Origin of the sequence: Shinella sp. JR1-6 (assembly GCF_004284735.1) — a bacterium.
Lineage (GTDB): Bacteria > Pseudomonadota > Alphaproteobacteria > Rhizobiales > Rhizobiaceae > Shinella.
This window is the reverse complement of the sequence record NZ_SHMI01000010.1, coordinates 1-17,481: the sequence shown is the minus strand read 5'-3', so window position 1 is coordinate 17,481 and position 17,481 is coordinate 1. Positions and strand designations below refer to the sequence as shown.

Sequence of the window (17,481 nt, the reverse complement as noted above, 5' to 3'; positions counted from 1 at the left end):
ATGGGTGAGCTCGTCTATTTCTCCTCCCGGTCGGAAAACACCCATTGCTTCGTGCAAAAGCTCGGCCTTCCGGCCTCCCGCATTCCCCTTCGCGCCGACGAGGCGCTGAGGGCGCGCGCGCCCTTCGTCCTCGTCGTGCCGACCTATTGCGGCCAGGATGGCAAAGGCGCCGTTCCCAAGCAGGTGATCCGCTTCCTCAATGATGCGGAAAACCGCGCGAACCTTCGCGGCGTGATTGCCGCGGGCAACAGCAATTTCGGGGCGACCTTCGGGCTCGCCGGCGACGTCATCTCCGCCAAGTGCGGTGTGCCGTATCTCTACCGCTTCGAGCTTCTCGGCATGGATGAGGACGTCGACAACGTCAGACAGGGACTGGAACGATTTTGGACACGATGACGCTCGAGAAACCGACGAAGACGCCGGAAATCACCGCGCTGGACTATCATGCGCTGAACGCGATGCTGAACCTTTACGATGAGGATGGAAAAATCCAGCTCGACAAGGACCGGCAGGCGGCAAAGCAATACTTCCTCCAGCACGTCAACCAGAACACGGTCTTCTTCCACAATCTCAGGGAAAAGCTCGATTATCTGGTGACCGAAGGGTACTACGAGCAGGAAGTGCTCGACCAGTATTCCTTCAACTTCGTACGCGATCTCTTCGACCACGCCTATGACAAGAAGTTCCGATTCCCGACCTTCCTCGGCGCGTTCAAGTACTACACGTCCTATACGCTGAAGACCTTCGACGGAAAGCGCTACCTTGAGCGCTACGAGGACCGCGTCTGCATGGTGGCGATGACGCTGGCGCGCGGCAGCGAGCAGCTTGCCCGCGATCTCGTCGATGAGATCATTTCCGGCCGTTTCCAGCCGGCAACGCCGACCTTCCTCAATGCCGGCAAGAAACAGCGCGGCGAGCTCGTCTCGTGCTTCCTGTTGCGCATCGAGGACAACATGGAGAGCATTGGCCGCTCGATCAATTCGGCGCTCCAGCTTTCCAAGCGGGGCGGCGGTGTCGCGCTCTCCCTCACCAACCTTCGCGAGATGGGCGCGCCGATCAAGCAGATCGAGAACCAGTCGTCGGGCGTCATCCCTGTCATGAAGCTGCTGGAGGACAGTTTCTCCTATGCCAACCAGCTCGGTGCGCGGCAGGGGGCGGGGGCGGTCTATCTCCATGCCCATCATCCCGACATCCTGCGTTTCCTCGACACCAAGCGCGAGAATGCCGATGAGAAGATCCGCATCAAGACCCTGTCGCTCGGCGTCGTTATCCCCGACATCACCTTCGAGCTCGCTCGCAACAACGATGACATGTATCTGTTCTCGCCGCATGACATCGAACGCGTTTACGGCGTGGCCTTCACCGAGATTTCGGTGACGGAGAAGTACCGCGAGATGGTCGAGGACGGCCGCATCCGCAAGAAGAAGATCAAGGCCCGCGACTTTTTCCAGATCCTTGCCGAGATCCAGTTCGAGAGCGGCTATCCCTACATCATGTTCGAGGACACGGTGAACCGCGCGAACCCCATCGCCGGCCGCATCACCATGAGCAATCTTTGCTCGGAGATCCTGCAGGTAAGTGAGGCGAGCGAATTTAACGACGACCTTTCCTATGCCAGGATGGGCAAGGACATTTCGTGCAATCTCGGCTCGCTCAACATTGCTGCTGCGATGGACTCGCCGGATTTCGGACGAACGATCGAAACCTCGATCCGTGCGCTGACCGCCGTCTCCGAGATGAGCCACATCTCCTCGGTCCCCTCGGTCGAGAAGGGCAACGACGATAGCCACGCCATCGGCCTCGGCCAGATGAACCTGCACGGCTATCTCGCCCGCGAGCGTATCTTCTACGGCTCGGAGGAAGGCATCGACTTCACCAACATCTATTTCTACACGGTGACCTATCACGCCGTCCGCGCCTCCAACCGGCTGGCGGTCGAAAAGGGCGTTAGCTTCAAGGGATTCGAGAACTCGAAATACGCTTCGGGCGAATACTTTGACAAATATACCGAAGCCGAATGGTTGCCGGTGACGGAGAAGGTGCGGGGCATTTTCGAAGAGGCGGGCATTCATATCCCCACGCAGCAGGACTGGCTTGAGCTGAAGGCGGCCGTCATGGACGGCGGCCTCTACAACCAGAACCTCCAGGCCGTGCCGCCGACGGGCTCGATCTCCTACATCAATCACTCGACGTCCTCGATCCACCCGATCATCTCGAAGATAGAGATCCGCAAGGAAGGCAAGATCGGCCGCGTCTATTACCCGGCCGCCTTCATGAACAACGACAATCTCGACTATTACCAGGACGCCTACGAGATCGGCCCGGAGAAGATCATCGACACCTATGCGGCGGCCACCCAGCATGTCGACCAGGGCCTATCGCTGACGCTGTTCTTCCGCGACACGGCGACGACCCGCGATATCAACAGGGCGCAGATCTACGCCTGGAAGAAGGGCATCAAGACCATCTACTACATCCGCCTTCGCCAGATGGCGCTGTCCGGCACGGAAGTGCAGGGCTGCGTTTCCTGCGCGCTGTGAGATCGGGGAAGCAAATGAACATCCAAGTGAAGACCAAGGCGCCGAAGGCCGCCGCCGCCATCCGCGCCATCAACTGGAACCGCATCGAGGACGACAAGGACCTCGAGGTCTGGAACCGCCTGACCGGTAATTTCTGGCTGCCGGAAAAGGTGCCGCTCTCCAACGACATTCCCTCCTGGGCGACGCTGAAGCCGCAAGAGCAGAAACTCACCATCCGCGTTTTTACCGGTCTGACGCTGCTCGACACAATCCAGAACGGTGTCGGTTCGGTAAAGCTCATGGAGGATGCTGCCACGCCGCATGAGGAGGCGGTGCTTTCCAACATTTCCTTCATGGAGGCTGTGCATGCCCGCTCCTATTCCTCCATCTTCTCCACGCTCTGCCTGACGCCCGACGTCGATGACGCCTATCGCTGGTCGGAGGAAAACGAGTTCCTGCAACGCAAATCCGCATTGATCATGGAACAATATACGACGAGCGACCCCTTGAAGAAGAAGGTCGCCAGCGTCTTGCTCGAAAGTTTCCTGTTCTATTCCGGCTTCTATCTTCCGATGTACTGGTCGAGCCGCGCCAAGCTCACCAACACGGCGGACATGATCCGCCTCATCATCCGTGACGAGGCCGTACACGGTTACTACATCGGCTACAAATTCCAGCGCGAACTGGAGCGCCTGAGCATGGAAAAGCGGCAGGAGATCAAGGATTTCGCCTTTGATCTTCTCCTGGAACTTTATGACAACGAGGCGCGATATACCGAGGATCTCTATGACGACGTCGGCCTCACCGAGGATGTGAAGAAGTTCCTGCACTACAACGCCAACAAGGCCCTGATGAACCTCGGATACGAGGCACTTTTTCCGCCGGAAGCCTGCAAGGTGAACCCGGCCATCCTCTCAGCGCTGTCACCGAATGCCGATGAGAACCACGACTTCTTTTCCGGCTCCGGATCGTCCTACGTCATCGGCAAGGCGGTCGCCACCGAAGATGAGGACTGGGATTTCTAAAGGAGGATCCGGCAGGGTTTTCCCGCCAAGCTGCTCAAGGCCCCGACACCCAGACCTCTCAGGCTATCTCCCCGGTTCGACGTTCAGTTGCTCGAGCAGGGCTCCGTGGTATTCCCAGAACCCTGCGATAAAGCGCTCCGCAAGCTGGTTGTCTGTTGCGTCGCTGCGGCGAATCGCCAGGAAGCCGGCATCGATGAAGTCGGTGAAGGGGCGAACCACGACGCCTCTGCCTCGATAGTCCGTGGCGGAGGAGGGGTCGATGATGGTGATGCCGACGCCTTCCGACACCAGCGTCAGCGCGGTGTGGGAGAGGCGTGTCTCGATCGTTGAAGCCCTCGGAATGCCCGCCAGCGCGACCTCCACGCGCATGGCAAACAACGTCCCCGGTTCCAGCGTGATCATGTGCTCGCCTTCGAGGTCTGCCGGCCCGATCCGGGATCGGGCGGTCAGTCTGTGGCCCTGCGGCATGGCGACCACGGCCGCGACGGGGCGGGATTCCGTCAGGAAACCGGGGCGGTCGAGCGGGCCGTCGGCGAAGCCGATATCGGCCTGGCCGGAAGCGACGGCTTCGATGACCATGGTCGAGGGGATGCCGCTCAGGGAGACATGGATGTTCGGGCGCTCGCGCAGGAAGCGTGCGAGGTAGCGCGGCATGATGCCATTGGCGAGCGCGGGCATCACGGCGATGCGCAGCATGCCGGCATTCTGGCGGCCGATCTCCTCGGCGAAGGCCTTGATGCGGTTGAGCCCGACATAGGCACGCTCCACCTCCCTCAGAAGCGTGGTGGCCTCGGGCGTCGGGACGAGTTGGTTGCCGCGCCGCTCGAACAGCCGCAGCTTCAGGTCGAGCTCGAAGTCGCGGATCAGCCGGCTCACCGCGGGCTGGGTAATCGCCATGAGCTCCGCCGCCGCGGTCATTTTGCCGGTGAGCATGACCAGGCGAAACGCCTCGACCTGCCGCAGATTCATGAGCTTCTCCATAATATTTGGTTATTCTCTACCCGTAATTTCGAATTTGACGGTATGGAGCGTCACCTGCCAAAGTCAAGCCCATAACGCGCCGACACGCTATCGGCGCAAGGGAACGGACCAGGTGGACGCGTGGGCGCTTACTTCGATTTGATGGGATTTGCCGATGGTGGCTGGGGCTTCGATATGCTTCGCGCCACCGCTATCACGCTTGCCGTGGCCCTTTGCGGTTTTGGGCTGGGAGCGCTTTTCGGCATGCTCTCGGCGGCCGCGTCGCTCTCGCCGGTTTCCTCGCTAAGTTATCTTGCCGACGGGTATACGACCGTGCTGCGCGGCGTGCCCGATCTTCTCGTCATCTACCTGTTCTATTTCGGCGGCAGCGCCGTCATAACGCAGCTTGGCCACCTGTTCGGTGCGGAAGGCTTCGTAAGCGCGCCGGTGTTCCTGACGGGGGCCGTGGCGATCGGCGTCGTGTCCGGCGCCTATCAGGCGGAAGTCTTTCGCGGTGCGGTGCTCGCGCTGTCGCGCGGCGAGATCGAGGCGGCCAAGGCCTATGGGATGGGTGCATTCCTCCGCTTCCAGCGCATCATCCTGCCGCAGGCAGCTCGGTTTGCGATCCCCGGACTTGGCAATGTCTGGCAGCTGGTTTTGAAGGAATCGGCCCTTATTTCCGTCGTCGGTCTGGTCGAGCTCATGCGTCAGGCGCAGATCGGCGCCGGCTCGACCCGCAAGCCGTTCACCTTCTTCCTGACGGCCGGCGTGCTCTACCTGCTGATCAGCCTTGTTTCCGGTGCTGTCTTCCGGCGCGCCGAAGCCCGTGCGATGCGCGGCATCCGGAGGGCATCATGAACCTCTTTGATATTCCCTTCCTCGTCGAGAGTTTCCTTGCCCTGTGCCACGGCATTCCGCTCACGCTGCAACTGACCGCGCTCTCGGTCGCCTCGGGCGCGCTTCTTGCCATGCTTCTGGCGGGCTTCCGCCTCTCCGGCAACCGGGTGCTCGATGGTCTCGCGCGGGGCTACATCTTCGTCTTCCGCGGCACGCCACTCCTCGTACAGCTCTACATCATCTATTACGGGCTCAGCCAATTTCCGGAGCTGCGCAAGAGTTTCGCCTGGCCGTTCCTGCGCGAACCCTACTGGTGTGCCGCGCTGGCACTCTGTCTGAATACGGCCGCCTATAGCGCCGAGATCATTCGCGGGGGCGTCATCGCCGTGCCGCTCGGGCAGATCGAGGCCGCGAAGGCCTATGGCATGGGCCGGCTCACGCTTTTGCGCCGGATCATCGCGCCGCAGGCTCTTCGCCTGATGCTGCCAGCCTATTCGAACGAACTGATCCTCGTCGTGAAGTCGACGGCGCTCGCCTCGACCATCACGATGATGGAAGTCACCGGCATCGCCGCCAAGCTGATCTCGGCCAGCTACCGGCCGGTCGAGATCTTCGTCTGCGCCGGCGCGATCTACCTTCTTCTGAACTTTTCCATCACGCGGTTGCTCCGGTTTGTCGAGCACCGGCTTTCCCGTGACCAGCGTCCCTTTGTCGTCGCGACCGGAGAACAGGCATGACAGATCAGACCCGCATCCCGGCCGTGGAAATCGCACGCCTGGAGAAGTGCTACGGCCCGCTCAAGGTCCTGCATGACATTTCCCTCACGGCGCAGCCCGGGGAGGTCGTTTCCATCCTCGGTGCGTCCGGTTCCGGAAAATCGACGCTGCTGCGCTGCGTCAACATGCTGGAAGTGCCGAATGCCGGCACGGTCTCGATCTTTGGCGAGGCCTACAGACTGGATCAGCGCCCCAACCAGTCGGCACGCGTAGTCGACCGGCGCCAGCTTCAAAGGCTCCGCTCCCAGGCGACGATGGTGTTCCAGTCCTTCAATCTCTGGTCCCACCTGACAATCCTTGAAAACCTGATCGAAGCTCCCGTCCACGTCCAGGGGCGAGATCGCAAGGCATGCATCGCCGAGGCAGAGGCGCTTCTGGAGCGCGTCGGCATCGCGGACAAGCGCCATGCCTATCCGGCCCATCTTTCCGGTGGCCAGCAGCAGCGGGCGGCCATCGGCCGGGCACTCGCGATGCACCCGAAAATCATGCTGTTCGACGAGCCGACCTCCGCGCTCGATCCCGAATTGGTCGCAGAGGTCCTCAAGGTCATGCGGGACCTGGCCGCAGAGGGCCGCACGATGCTCGTCGTCACCCATGAGATGGGCTTTGCCCGCGACGTCTCCAGCCGGGTCGTCTTTCTTCACAAGGGTTACATCGAGGAGGACGGCACGCCTGCGGACGTCTTCACCCATCCTCGGAGTGAACGTTTCCGGCAGTTCATTTCGACGCACGCCCATTGAGACCGGAGAACAACAAGAGGTGAACCCATGAAACTGACCCTTCTTCTCTCGGCGGTGGCCTTCGCCGTGTCGCTGCAGCCCGTCCATGCGGCGGACAAGATCCGCATTGCGACCGAGGGGGCCTACGCGCCCTGGAACTTCTCCGGCCCGAACGGCACGCTGGAAGGTTTCGAGATCGACCTGGCCAATGACCTGTGCAAGCGGATGAACCGTGAATGCGAGATCGTCGCCCAGAACTGGGACGGGATCATCCCTTCGCTGACCGCCGGCAAGTACGATGCGATCATGGCCGGCATGAGCGTCACGCCGAAGCGCGAGGAGGTTATTGCGTTTTCGACCCCCTATGCGGCAGCGATCAACTCCTTCGCCGTGCTCGGTGACAGTGATCTCGCCAACCTGCCGATGGCCGGCAAGCCGCTTTCGGTGGATTCGGACGCCGCCAAGCCCGTTCTCGAGGAGATCGCCAAGCTGATCGAGGGCAAGACGGTCGGCGTGCAAGGCTCGACGACCGCCTCCTCCTTCATGGAACAATACTTCAAGGGCGCCGATGTCCGGGAATACAAGACGACGGAAGAGCACAATTTCGACCTCGTCAGCAGCCGCCTCGATGCCGTGGTCGCCAATGCGACGGTGCTCGCTGCGGCGATGGAGAAGGAAGACATGGCAGGCACGAAGCTCGCCGGCCCGCTGCTCTCCGGCAAGGTCTTCGGCATGATCGGGATTGGCCTGCGCAAGGAAGATACTGCGCTGAAGGCGGATTTCGACGCTGCGATCATGGCCGCCCGCGCAGACGGTACGATCAAGACCCTGTCCGAAAAGTGGTTCAAGCTCGACGTCAGCCCGCAGGACTGACGTCGCAGCGCAATTCCAGCAAAAGCGCGAAGCGGTTTTGCTGTGAAAAAACAGGCGCATTTTCGCAAATCGAAAAAGAGCGAAAATGTTCTGGCGCCCATCCCGCCTTGCGGGCGGGCGCTCTCCTTTCCCTTTCAACAGCACAGACTGCGGGTATGCGGACCTTACCGGATCAGGAAATCGTCGTCGTCGGAGGCGGTCTTGTCGGCGCGGCCATCGCATGGGGGCTGGCGCGCAGAGGGCTGGCGCCGCTTGTTCTCGACGGAGAGGATCTGTCGCACCGTGCGTCACGAGCGAATTTCGCGCTGGTCTGGGTTCAGGGCAAGGGTGTGGGCGCTCCGCACTATGCTCGCTGGACGATTGCGGCCGCCCGCCGATGGTCGGCGTTCTCGGCCGATCTGATGGAGACGTCAGGGATCGATGTCAGCCTTCGGCAAAGGGGCGGCTTCACTTTCGCGCTTACCGAAAGCGAGATGGCGACGTGGACGGAGGAGGTCCGTTGCGTGGCCGAAGCGCTAGGCACGGATGCACCCGACCACGCCGTGCTCGACCATGTCGAGACCGCGCGCATGCTGCCTGCGATCGGCAGGGATGTCATCGGTGCCATCTACTCGCCGCTCGACGGGGATGTGAACTCCCTTCGCCTCCTGCAAGCGCTGCATGTCGGCATGCTCAATCTCGGCGCAGGTTACCGAGCGCACTGCGATGTGACCGAGATCGCTCCTGATGCAGGCGGGTTCCTCCTCAAGGGAACCTGGGGCGAGGTCCGTGCCGGCCGGGTTGTGCTCGCGGCCGGAAACGGCAACACGCGGCTTGCGCCGATGGTAGGGCTTTCGGCCCCAACCCTCCAGAGCAAGGGGCAGATCCTGGTGACCGAGAAATGCGCACCCTTCTTTCCTTATACGTCAACCACCCTGCGACAGGCCGATGAGGGTGGGGTGATGATCGGCGACAGCCAGGAGGCCGACACCCGCTCGATCGCCACCGACCAGGATATCAGCAGCGTGCTTGCCGACAGGGCGATCCGCACCTTTCCGCAGCTGGCGGCGGTGAATGTTCTGCGCAGTTGGTCCGGCTTCCGGGTGAAGACGCCTGACGGATTGCCGATCTACGAGTGCTCGCCCACCCATCCTGGGGCCTGTCTGGTCATGTGCCATTCCGGCGTGACGCTGGCCCCGAACCACGCCCATCTTATCGCCGATGCGATCGCTTCCCGAAACCCCGTGCTGGCCGATGGCCTCTTTCCCGGCGGGAGGTTTCATGTTCCGGCGCATTGAACCCCCGAAGGACCACGTGACCATCGTCATCGATGGCAGCAAAATCGAGGTCGATGCCACGGCAAGCGTCGCGGCCGCGCTTCTTGGCGCAGGCATGACCACGCTGCGGCGTAGCGTGGTCAACGACCAGCCGCGTGCGCCCTATTGCCTGATGGGCGTCTGCTTCGAATGCCTGGTGACGATCGATGGCGTGCAGAACCGCCAAGCCTGCATGGTTCCCGTCCGTGATGGAATGACGGTTGCCTTGCAACGCGGTGCGCGGACGACAGAAGGAAGCGATCGATGACGCTGACGACACTCCGCAATGCCGACGCCCTTGCCGTCCGCTACGACATCGCGATCGTCGGCGCCGGCCCCGCTGGTATGGCGGCGGCGAGCGAATGCGCAAGGCTGGGCCTTGCGGTTGTGGTGTTCGACGAGAATGCCGAGGCGGGTGGGCAGATCTATCGCGCCATCGAAAGAAACACGCGTACCAAGCGCCCGTATCTCGGAATTGATTATGCGCACGGGGCCGCCCTTTGGGAGGCCTTTTCCACGGCGACAGCCACCTATGTGCCTTCCGCCATGGTCTGGAGCCTGGAGCAACAGGAAGAGGGTGGTGAAGCGATGGCCGAGCTGCGGGTTTCCGTGGCCGGCCGCAGCCGGATCGTTTTCGCAAGGCGTGTGATCCTTGCAACGGGCGCAACGGAACGGCCTATGCCGGTCCGGGGCTGGACATTGCCGGGCGTCATGTCCGTCGGCGCCGCGCAGATCGCCCTCAAAGCCTCCGCTCTTCTGCCGCAAGGGCCGGTCGTTCTCGCCGGCAGCGGCCCGCTGCTTTATCTCTATGCGGACCAGGTGCTTGCGGCCGGCGGCGCAATCGATGCGATCCTCGAAACCACGCCGCGCCGCAACTGGCTTCGCGCCGCCCCGCATGTTCTCTCCTTTTTTGCATCCCCCTATGCGTGGAAGGGCCTTGGTCTGATGCTTCGGGTAAGACGGGCGCTCCAGGTGTTCCGTGCCGTGACGGCGCTGGAAATCAACGGTACCGACCGGGCAGACGGCGTGACCTTCGTGACCGGCGGCAAGACGGTGTCGCTGCGGGCAGGGAGCATTTTTCTCCATCAGGGCGTCATTCCCCATACCAATCTGGCGAATGCCGCGGGCTGTGCGCTGGTCTGGAAGGATCGGCAGATGTGTTTTGCGCCGGTCGTGGACGAGGAAGGGCGCAGCAGTAAATCTGCGATTTTCATCGCGGGCGACGGCAGCGGCATCGGAGGCGCCGTCGTTGCGGCGCTTGACGGCCGGATCGCTGGGATCGCAGCAGCACAGGAGATTCTGGGCAGGCAATCGTCCGAGGCGTTGCGCCACATTGTTCGGTCGCGAAAAAAGGCGCTGCGCGGACGGGACTTTATCGACCTTGCCTATCAACCGGCCCTGGCATTTCGGGCGCCGCAAGCCGACGACATCGTCGCCTGCCGATGTGAAGAGGTTTCCGTCGGGGCCGTCAGAGAGGCCGCTGCGCGCGGCGTCGCAGGGCCGAACCAGCTGAAGACGATGCTGCGCTGTGGCATGGGGCCGTGTCAGGGCCGCATGTGTGCTGCGACCGTCACGGAGCTGCTCGCCGATGCACAGCAGCGCCCCCCTGCCGATGTCGGCACCTATCGCCTTCGCCCGCCGGTCAAGCCCGTGCCGCTCTGCGAGATCGCCGCACTCCCCCATACATCCGAAGCGGTTTACGCCGTGACGGGTGGTCATTCCGGACACTGAACCACGAAAGGTATCGAAAATGGTCCAACGATTTCTGCGAACGCCGATCATGCACAGAGTAGTCGAGCACAACGGTATCGTCCACGTCGGCGGCACGACCTGCGACGACGAGAGCCTTGATATGGCCGGCCAGACCCGTGAGATCCTCGCGAAGCTGGACCGCTACCTGGCCGAGGCGGGTACCGACAAGACAAGGCTGCTCTCAGCCAGCATCTTCGTCACCGATCTCGGCAAGAAGCCGGAAATGGATGCAGTCTGGAAGGAATGGCTGTCGCCGGAAACCTTGCCGACCCGCGCAACGGTCGGTGTCGCTGACCTTGGCGGCGATACGATGATCGAAATCGTGGTTTCTGCGTATAAGTAGAAATACAGACCTCTCAGTCCAGATGAAACCGTCTGCCAGCGCTGTCAGACGGTTTCATCGATGCGCTCTGCGGGACCGGGGTGTTGACCTTCCCCTTGCGGGAACCTTTAGAATCGGGTGACGTGAAGTGCGGAGCCTGCGACATGAGCAACGATCATATCCACCACGATCACGAGCGCCACACACCGCTCGTGCCGGCAGCCGAGGCGCATGCGGACAGCGGGACGGCTCTGCGCGACCCGGTCTGCGGCATGATCGTCGATCCCGCTGCGGGCAAGCCGATGCTCGACCATGCCGGCCACCGCTATCATTTCTGCAGCAGCGCCTGCCGCGACAAGTTCAAGGCGGCGCCCGACATCTATGTCAGTGCCAAGGATCCCGTTTGCGGCATGGACGTCGCCCGCGACACGGCCCGACATTTCCTCAAACATGAGGGGCGTGGCTATTACTTCTGTTCGCCAGCCTGTGAGGGCAAGTTCACTGCCGAGCCGGCACGATATCTGTCCGGTACGCCCGCGGCGCAGGCCATGCCAAAGGGCACGCAATATACCTGCCCGATGCATCCCGAGATCGTCAGGGACACGCCTGGTTCCTGCCCGATCTGCGGCATGGCACTCGAACCGGTTATGCCGGGCGCCGATGACGGTCCTAATCCCGAGCTGATCGACTTCACCCGCCGCTTTCGCGTCAGTGCAATCCTCTCCATCCCGCTTCTTGTTATCGCCATGGGGCCGATGGTCGGCCTGCCGGTTCGCGACTGGATCGGCGAGCCGCTGGCCGCCTGGCTTGAGCTTGCCCTGGCGACACCGGTCGTACTGTGGGCGGCATTGCCGTTCTTCCACAGGGGGCTGGATTCGTTCCGCAACCGCAGCCCCAATATGTGGACGCTGATCGCGCTGGGCGTCGGCGCGGCCTATCTCTATTCTGTGGTCGCAACCCTCTTTCCCGACCTGTTCCCCCACCAGTTCCGCGGCCATGGCGGTTCGGTACCGGTCTATTTCGAGGCGGCCAGCGTCATCGTCGCTCTGGTCTTCCTCGGCCAGGTGCTCGAACTTCGGGCACGCGAGCGCACCGGCTCGGCGATCCGCGCGCTGCTCGACCTTGCGCCAAAGACTGCCCGTCGCATTGCCGATGACGGTTCCGAAAGCGAAGTGCCACTTGATGCCGTTGTCGGTGGCGACCGCCTGCGCATCCGTCCGGGCGACAGCATTCCGGTTGACGGTCTGGTGCTGGAGGGACGTTCCTCCGTCGATGAATCGATGATCACCGGCGAGCCCGTTCCTGTCGAGAAGACCGAGGGTGACAGGCTCACGGGCGGCACACTCAACAAGAACGGATCGCTTGTCATGCGCGCGGAGCGCGTCGGCAGCGAGACCGTTCTGTCGCAGATCGTCGACATGGTCGCAAAGGCCCAGCGCAGCCGTGCGCCCATCCAGGGGCTGGCTGACCGGGTCTCTTTCTATTTCGTCCCGGCCGTGGTGCTCATCGCCGTCGCTGCCTTCATCGTCTGGGCGCTTGTCGGACCCGAGCCGAGCATGGTGTTCGCCATCGTCTCGGCGGTCTCTGTGCTCATTATCGCCTGCCCCTGCGCCCTCGGCCTCGCCACACCCATGTCGGTGATGACCGCCACCGGGCGCGGTGCCCAGGCTGGGGTGCTCATCAAGGACGCCGAGGCGCTGGAGCGCTTCGCCCGCGTCGATACGCTCATCGTCGACAAGACCGGTACGCTGACGGAAGGGCGGCCGACGCTCACCGACGTGATCACGGCTGTAGGCGTCGAGGAAGCCGACCTGCTGTCGCTCGCCGCCGGGCTTGAAAAAGGCTCCGAGCACCCGCTGGCCGAGGCCATTGTCGAGGGCGCGGCAGCGCGCGGCGTTCCAGCCCCTGGCGTCCATCATTTCCAATCGATTACCGGCAAGGGTGTTACAGGTGCCGTCAGCGACCGCAGGGTTGCGCTCGGCAACGCGGCCCTCATGGCCGACCTCGGCATCGATTTCGGCGATCTTACTGCCCGTGCCGATGCGTTGCGTGAGGAGGGAAAGACAGCGATGTTCGTTGCTCTCGATGGCCGGCCGGCTGGTCTGGTCGCCGTTGCCGACCCCATCAAGGCCTCGGCTGCCGCCGCCATCCGCGAGCTGCACGCCCTTGGCCTGCGCATCATCATGGCCACGGGCGACAATGTCCGCACCGCCAGGGCCGTTGCTCAAAAGCTTGGCATCGATGAGGTCCGGGCCGACATGCTCCCCGAAAGCAAGAAGGCGCTGGTCGACGAGCTTTGCGCCAAGGGGCAGGGTGTCGCCATGGCCGGCGACGGTGTCAACGATGCGCCGGCCCTTGCCGCGGCCGATGTCGGTATCGCCATGGGCACCGGCGCCGATGTTGCCATGGAAAGCGCCGGCATCACGCTGGTCAAAGGGGACCTTGGCGGGATCGTGCGCGCCCGCAAGCTCGCCCAGGGTACCATTCGCAACATCAAGGAAAACCTGTTCTTCGCCTTCGTCTACAATGTGCTGGGCGTTCCTGTTGCCGCTGGCGTCCTCTACCCCGTGCTGGGCACACTTCTCTCGCCGATGCTCGCAGCCGCTGCGATGAGCCTGTCCTCGGTATCGGTCATCGGCAACGCGCTGCGGCTGCGGGCGATCAAGCTGTGAACCATGGCTTTTCCCCGTGCCGGACGACAGAGCGGGGAGGAGGGCCGCGGCACACAAGCATGCCGCGACCGATCCATGGTTCATGCGGCGCGGACTGTGACGCCGTAGCCTTCCAGACGCTTGACGAGATGAGCCGGATCCACGAGCGTCTCGGGCAGGAACAGGCCCTTTTCAGGGCGATCCCGGCCTGCAAGACCAAGCAGGGTTTCGATTGCGACGGCCGCGCCGCGTGCACTCATGGCCGCGTAGCCTTCGGGATCGATCAGTTCATAGCGGAAGCGGCCGGATGTGCCGTTCTTCTGCGTGCCCGTAATCTCGATGATCACCTCGTTGGACGGTCCGCGGCCCTCCTTGCTCGACGCGACCAGTCCCATCGCAAGGTCGATCCGGACACGGGCTGCGCGCGTCGCAGTGCCAAGGCTGAGAACATCCTGCAGGCCCGCGGCCTGCGCAGCGTGCGGAGAACCATCGACGCTTGTGATGAACCGCCCGGACAGCGGTGCACGCGCCCATTGCCACTGCCCGTCTTCCTTGACCAGCGGCAGCGGACCGATCTTCTCGATCCGCTCCAGATCCTTGCCCGATACCGCACCGAAGGGATCGCCGGGGTCGAAGAGGATCGCGATTTCCACGGCCTCGACGGTTTCGAAATCACGAGCGAAATGCAGCGCCGCCAGGGTTGGAGAGCCGCCGTTGCTGTGTCCGAGCAGGAGGATGGGGGAGGCCTGCGGATGGTGGGCGTGGTGGGCGACGATCGAGCCGAGCTCGAACACGCCGTCCGAAAGGGCGATATAGGGAATGCCTCGGGCCTGAGCGTAGCGCAATGTGTTGAGCGAGTGGTCCCTCAGCGCTGTCACGACGATGCTGTAGCGGGCGCTGGGATCAAGACCGAGATCGGATGCGGTGATGTCCAGTCTGGCGATCGTGGCGTTCCCGACCTCGGAAGCGAGCGCTGCCGCCTTTTCCATGTCGCGAGCGCCAATCGTGATGGATAGATCCGGATGGAGCTTGCGCAGCATCCTGGTGGTGCGGGAGCCGAGGCTTCCCGTCGCGCCGAGGATCAGGACGGAGGAATTGATTGTATCGGTCATGTCGATCCTCCTTAGCGGGCCACGTCGAAGCGGGCGCCGATTGCCATCATTTCACCGACGAAGTAGCTCGGATCGATCAGCAGTTCCGGCAGGTACAGCCCCGCAGCCGGTGCATTCGCGCGCAGGCCGAGCAAGGCCTCGAGGCCCAGAACGACACCCAGCGCGGTCAGCGGTGCCTGGCCGCGTGGATGCACGATCTCGATGTGCGAGGATGTTTCCGTGCCGTCCTTGGCGCGCCCGGCAATGTCGATGATGATTTCGGTCGAGTAACTCTCTCCGCGACGGCGGCTGGCCGACTGGCCGTAGGCGAAGTCGAAACGGATCGAACCGGCGTTCGTAGCGGCCCGCAGGCTCAGGACGTCGAACGGAGAATAGGCCCGAGCGTCGAGGGGCACGCCGTCGACGCTCGTCACCGTGGTTCGTCCCTGCTCTGCTGTCAGCCAGAGATCCTTGCCCTGGTGAACGGTCAACGAGGCCGGAGCGGCCGAGGTCAGACGATCGTAGTCGGCTGCTGCCTGAGAGCGGCGGTGCAAAAGTCGGCCACGGTAGCGGCGGCATAATGCTGCTGCGGGCGGAGTAAAATCCGGCCACCTATTTCCTTTCTGCAACGAGTGCAGGGGGGACAGGGGATCTACACCGTGGAACTTTATCTGAGGGTTCGGCTGGCTGTTTCAGAAGGAATGACGAAGCGCCAGGCAGCTAAGCATTTCAACATATCGCGCGACAGCGTGGCCAAGATGGTGGCCTATTCGACGCCGCCCGGCTATCAGCGGCGATCACCGATCCGGCGTCCGAAGCTGGATGCATTCGTTTCGACGATCGACCATTGGCTCGATGAAGACCTGAAGGTGCCGCGCAAGCAGCGCCATACGGCCAAGCGGGTGTTCGACCGCCTGCGCGACGAATGCGGGTTCACCGGCGGCTACACGATCATCAAGGATTATATGCGCGAGCGTGATCAGCGCCGCCAGGAGGTGTTCGTGCCGCTGTCGCATCCGCCCGGCCATGCGCAGGCGGACTTCGGTGAGGCGACGGTCGTGATTGGCGGCGTGGAGCAGAAGGCGCGCTTCTTTGTGCTCGATCTGCCGCATAGCGACGGGTGCTATGTGCGGGCCTATCCGGCGGCGGTGGCCGAAGCCTGGGTCGATGGCCACATCCATGCGTTCGCGTTCTTCGGGGCCGTACCGCGGTCGATCGTCTATGACAACGACCGCTGCCTTGTGGCGAAGATCCTGCCGAACGGCACACGCAAGCGGGCAGCGCTGTTCAGCGGCTTTCTGTCCCACTATCTGATCCGGGATCGCTACGGTCGTCCGGGGAAAGGCAACGACAAGGGGAATGTCGAGGGTCTCGTGGGCTATGCCCGTCGCAACTTCATGGTACCGATCCCACAGTTCCCGACATGGGATGCGTTCAACGCTTTTCTGGAAGAGCAGTGCCGCAAACGCCAGCGCGACAAGCTGCGGGGCGAGAGCGAGACGATCGGAGAACGGCTGCAGCGCGATCTTGCGGCCATGCGTCCCTTGCCGGCGTCGTCGTTTGATGCCTGCGATCAGGCCAGCGCTGTTGTGACTGCCCAGTCGCTGGTGCGCTACAAGACGAACGACTATTCCGTGCCGGTCGCCTACGGCCATCAGGACGTCTGGGTTCGGGGCTATGTCAATGAGGTGGTAATCGGCTGCCGCGGCGAGATTATCGCGCGTCATCCGCGATGCTGGGAACGCGAAGACGTCGTCTTCGATCCCATCCATTACCTGCCGCTGATCGAGCAGAAGATCAATGCGCTGGATCAGGCAGCGCCACTCCAGGGCTGGGACCTGCCGGAGGAGTTCGCGACGCTGCGCCGGCTGATGGAAGGCCGCATGGCCAAGCATGGGCGGCGGGAATATGTGCAGGTTCTCCGTCTCCTGGAAAACTTCGACCTTCCCGATCTACATGCAGCGGTGAAGCAGGCGATACAGCTCGGTGCGATCGGCTTCGATGCGGTCAAGCATCTGATCCTGTGCCGGGTCGAGCGCCGGCCGCCGCGATTGGACCTGGCGATCTATCCCTACCTGCCAAGGGCGACGGTCGAGAAGACCTCGGTAAAAGCGTATATGCGCCTCCTGTCGTCTGATGCGGGAGAAGCGGCATGAGCACCGAAGCACCAGAGATCCTGCTCGCCCATTATCTCAAGACCCTGAAGCTGCCGACCTTCCAGCGGGAGTACCAGAAGCTGGCCCGGCTATGTGCCACTGAAGGTGTCGATCATGTCGGATATCTCTTCCGGCTTGCCGAGCGGGAGATGATCGAACGCGATCGCCGCAAGGTCGAACGCCGGATCAAGGCGGCCAAATTCCCGGTCGTCAAAAGCTTGGATAGCTTCGACTTTACCGCCATACCTAAGCTGAACAAGATGCAGGTGCTGGAACTGGCCCGATGCGAATGGATCGAGCGCCGCGAGAACGTCATCGCCCTGGGCCCCAGCGGCACGGGTAAGACGCATGTGGCTCTCGGCCTCGGCCTGGCCGCATGCCAGAAAGGCTTGTCCGTCGGCTTCACGACGGCCGCCGCCCTGGTCAGTGAGATGATGGAGGCGCGTGATGAGCGGCGTCTGCTTCGGTTCCAGAAGCAGATGGCAGCCTACAAGCTGCTCATCAT

17 protein-coding genes are annotated in these 17,481 nt (G+C 62.7%); 14 read left to right on the top strand and 3 right to left on the bottom strand.

Going from position 1 to position 17,481, the window contains the following annotated elements; translation table 11 throughout:
- Genes nrdI through nrdF form a run of 3 tightly spaced genes read left to right on the top strand, consistent with a single transcriptional unit; the run spans position 1 to position 3,544 of the window.
- Positions 1 to 396 (top strand): class Ib ribonucleoside-diphosphate reductase assembly flavoprotein NrdI, encoded by a 396-nt coding sequence (gene nrdI / locus EXZ48_RS18120; protein ID WP_050745987.1) that lies wholly within the window; start codon positions 1 to 3, stop codon positions 394 to 396.
- Complete coding sequence (nrdE, locus tag EXZ48_RS18115) at positions 384 to 2,540, top strand: class 1b ribonucleoside-diphosphate reductase subunit alpha (protein ID WP_130517463.1); 2,157 nt, start codon at positions 384 to 386, stop codon at positions 2,538 to 2,540. Before nrdI ends, nrdE begins: the two co-directional genes overlap by 13 nt.
- A 14-nt stretch (positions 2,541 to 2,554) precedes the next feature.
- Entirely contained in the window at positions 2,555 to 3,544 is a 990-nt protein-coding gene (gene nrdF / locus EXZ48_RS18110; protein WP_130517461.1) for a class 1b ribonucleoside-diphosphate reductase subunit beta, read from the top strand.
- Positions 3,545 to 3,607: 63 nt separating this feature from the next.
- On the opposite strand, the gene EXZ48_RS18105 is transcribed toward nrdF, so the two are convergent.
- Positions 3,608 to 4,513: a LysR substrate-binding domain-containing protein gene (locus EXZ48_RS18105; RefSeq protein ID WP_130517459.1), complete on the bottom strand. Its 906-nt coding sequence runs from the start codon at positions 4,511 to 4,513 to the stop codon at positions 3,608 to 3,610.
- Positions 4,514 to 4,666: 153 nt separating this feature from the next.
- On the opposite strand from EXZ48_RS18105, the gene EXZ48_RS18100 reads away from it, so the two are divergent.
- The 9 genes from EXZ48_RS18100 (at position 4,667) to EXZ48_RS18060 (ending at position 13,750) form a co-directional block, all read left to right on the top strand.
- On the top strand, positions 4,667 to 5,362 hold the full coding sequence (locus EXZ48_RS18100; RefSeq protein WP_130517646.1) for an ABC transporter permease: 696 nt from the start codon (positions 4,667 to 4,669) through the stop codon (positions 5,360 to 5,362).
- Entirely contained in the window at positions 5,359 to 6,078 is a 720-nt protein-coding gene (locus EXZ48_RS18095) for an ABC transporter permease (protein ID WP_130517457.1), read from the top strand. Before EXZ48_RS18100 ends, EXZ48_RS18095 begins: the two co-directional genes overlap by 4 nt.
- Positions 6,075 to 6,857 (top strand): ABC transporter ATP-binding protein, encoded by a 783-nt coding sequence (locus EXZ48_RS18090; RefSeq protein ID WP_130517455.1) that lies wholly within the window; start codon positions 6,075 to 6,077, stop codon positions 6,855 to 6,857. Before EXZ48_RS18095 ends, EXZ48_RS18090 begins: the two co-directional genes overlap by 4 nt.
- Before the next feature lie 27 nt (positions 6,858 to 6,884).
- The gene (locus EXZ48_RS18085; protein ID WP_130517453.1) at positions 6,885 to 7,709 is read left to right on the top strand and encodes a lysine/arginine/ornithine ABC transporter substrate-binding protein; all 825 of its coding nucleotides are present in this window, start codon (positions 6,885 to 6,887) and stop codon (positions 7,707 to 7,709) included.
- A gap of 155 nt (positions 7,710 to 7,864) precedes the next feature.
- Positions 7,865 to 8,986 (top strand): FAD-binding oxidoreductase, encoded by a 1,122-nt coding sequence (locus EXZ48_RS18080; protein WP_130517451.1) that lies wholly within the window; start codon positions 7,865 to 7,867, stop codon positions 8,984 to 8,986.
- Positions 8,970 to 9,272, top strand: a complete 303-nt coding sequence (locus tag EXZ48_RS18075; protein ID WP_130517449.1) for a (2Fe-2S)-binding protein — start codon at positions 8,970 to 8,972, stop codon at positions 9,270 to 9,272. Before EXZ48_RS18080 ends, EXZ48_RS18075 begins: the two co-directional genes overlap by 17 nt.
- The gene (locus EXZ48_RS18070) at positions 9,269 to 10,735 is read left to right on the top strand and encodes an NAD(P)/FAD-dependent oxidoreductase (protein WP_130517447.1); all 1,467 of its coding nucleotides are present in this window, start codon (positions 9,269 to 9,271) and stop codon (positions 10,733 to 10,735) included. The genes EXZ48_RS18075 and EXZ48_RS18070 overlap by 4 nt, the downstream gene beginning before the upstream one ends.
- Positions 10,736 to 10,754: 19 nt before the next feature.
- Complete coding sequence (locus EXZ48_RS18065; protein ID WP_023511828.1) at positions 10,755 to 11,099, top strand: RidA family protein; 345 nt, start codon at positions 10,755 to 10,757, stop codon at positions 11,097 to 11,099.
- 143 nt (positions 11,100 to 11,242) lie between these two features.
- Positions 11,243 to 13,750 (top strand): heavy metal translocating P-type ATPase, encoded by a 2,508-nt coding sequence (locus EXZ48_RS18060; protein ID WP_130517445.1) that lies wholly within the window; start codon positions 11,243 to 11,245, stop codon positions 13,748 to 13,750.
- An 80-nt stretch (positions 13,751 to 13,830) separates the two neighbouring features.
- On the opposite strand, the gene EXZ48_RS18055 is transcribed toward EXZ48_RS18060, so the two are convergent.
- The gene (locus tag EXZ48_RS18055; protein ID WP_130517443.1) at positions 13,831 to 14,841 is read right to left on the bottom strand and encodes a hypothetical protein; all 1,011 of its coding nucleotides are present in this window, start codon (positions 14,839 to 14,841) and stop codon (positions 13,831 to 13,833) included.
- Positions 14,842 to 14,852: 11 nt separating this feature from the next.
- A complete protein-coding gene (locus EXZ48_RS18050) occupies positions 14,853 to 15,374 on the bottom strand; it encodes a hypothetical protein (protein WP_130517441.1) in 522 nt (173 codons plus the stop codon).
- 105 nt (positions 15,375 to 15,479) lie between these two features.
- Here EXZ48_RS18050 and istA point away from each other — a divergent pair, with 105 nt between their 5' ends.
- Both istA and EXZ48_RS18040 read left to right on the top strand, forming a co-directional pair.
- Positions 15,480 to 16,976 carry an IS21 family transposase gene (gene istA / locus EXZ48_RS18045; RefSeq protein WP_130517439.1) on the top strand — a complete coding sequence of 499 codons (1,497 nt, stop codon included), beginning with the start codon at positions 15,480 to 15,482 and terminating at the stop codon, positions 16,974 to 16,976.
- Positions 16,973 to 17,481, top strand: a 509-nt coding sequence (locus EXZ48_RS18040; RefSeq protein WP_130517437.1) for an ATP-binding protein, incomplete at its 3' end; no start/stop codon positions are given. The genes istA and EXZ48_RS18040, both read left to right, overlap by 4 nt.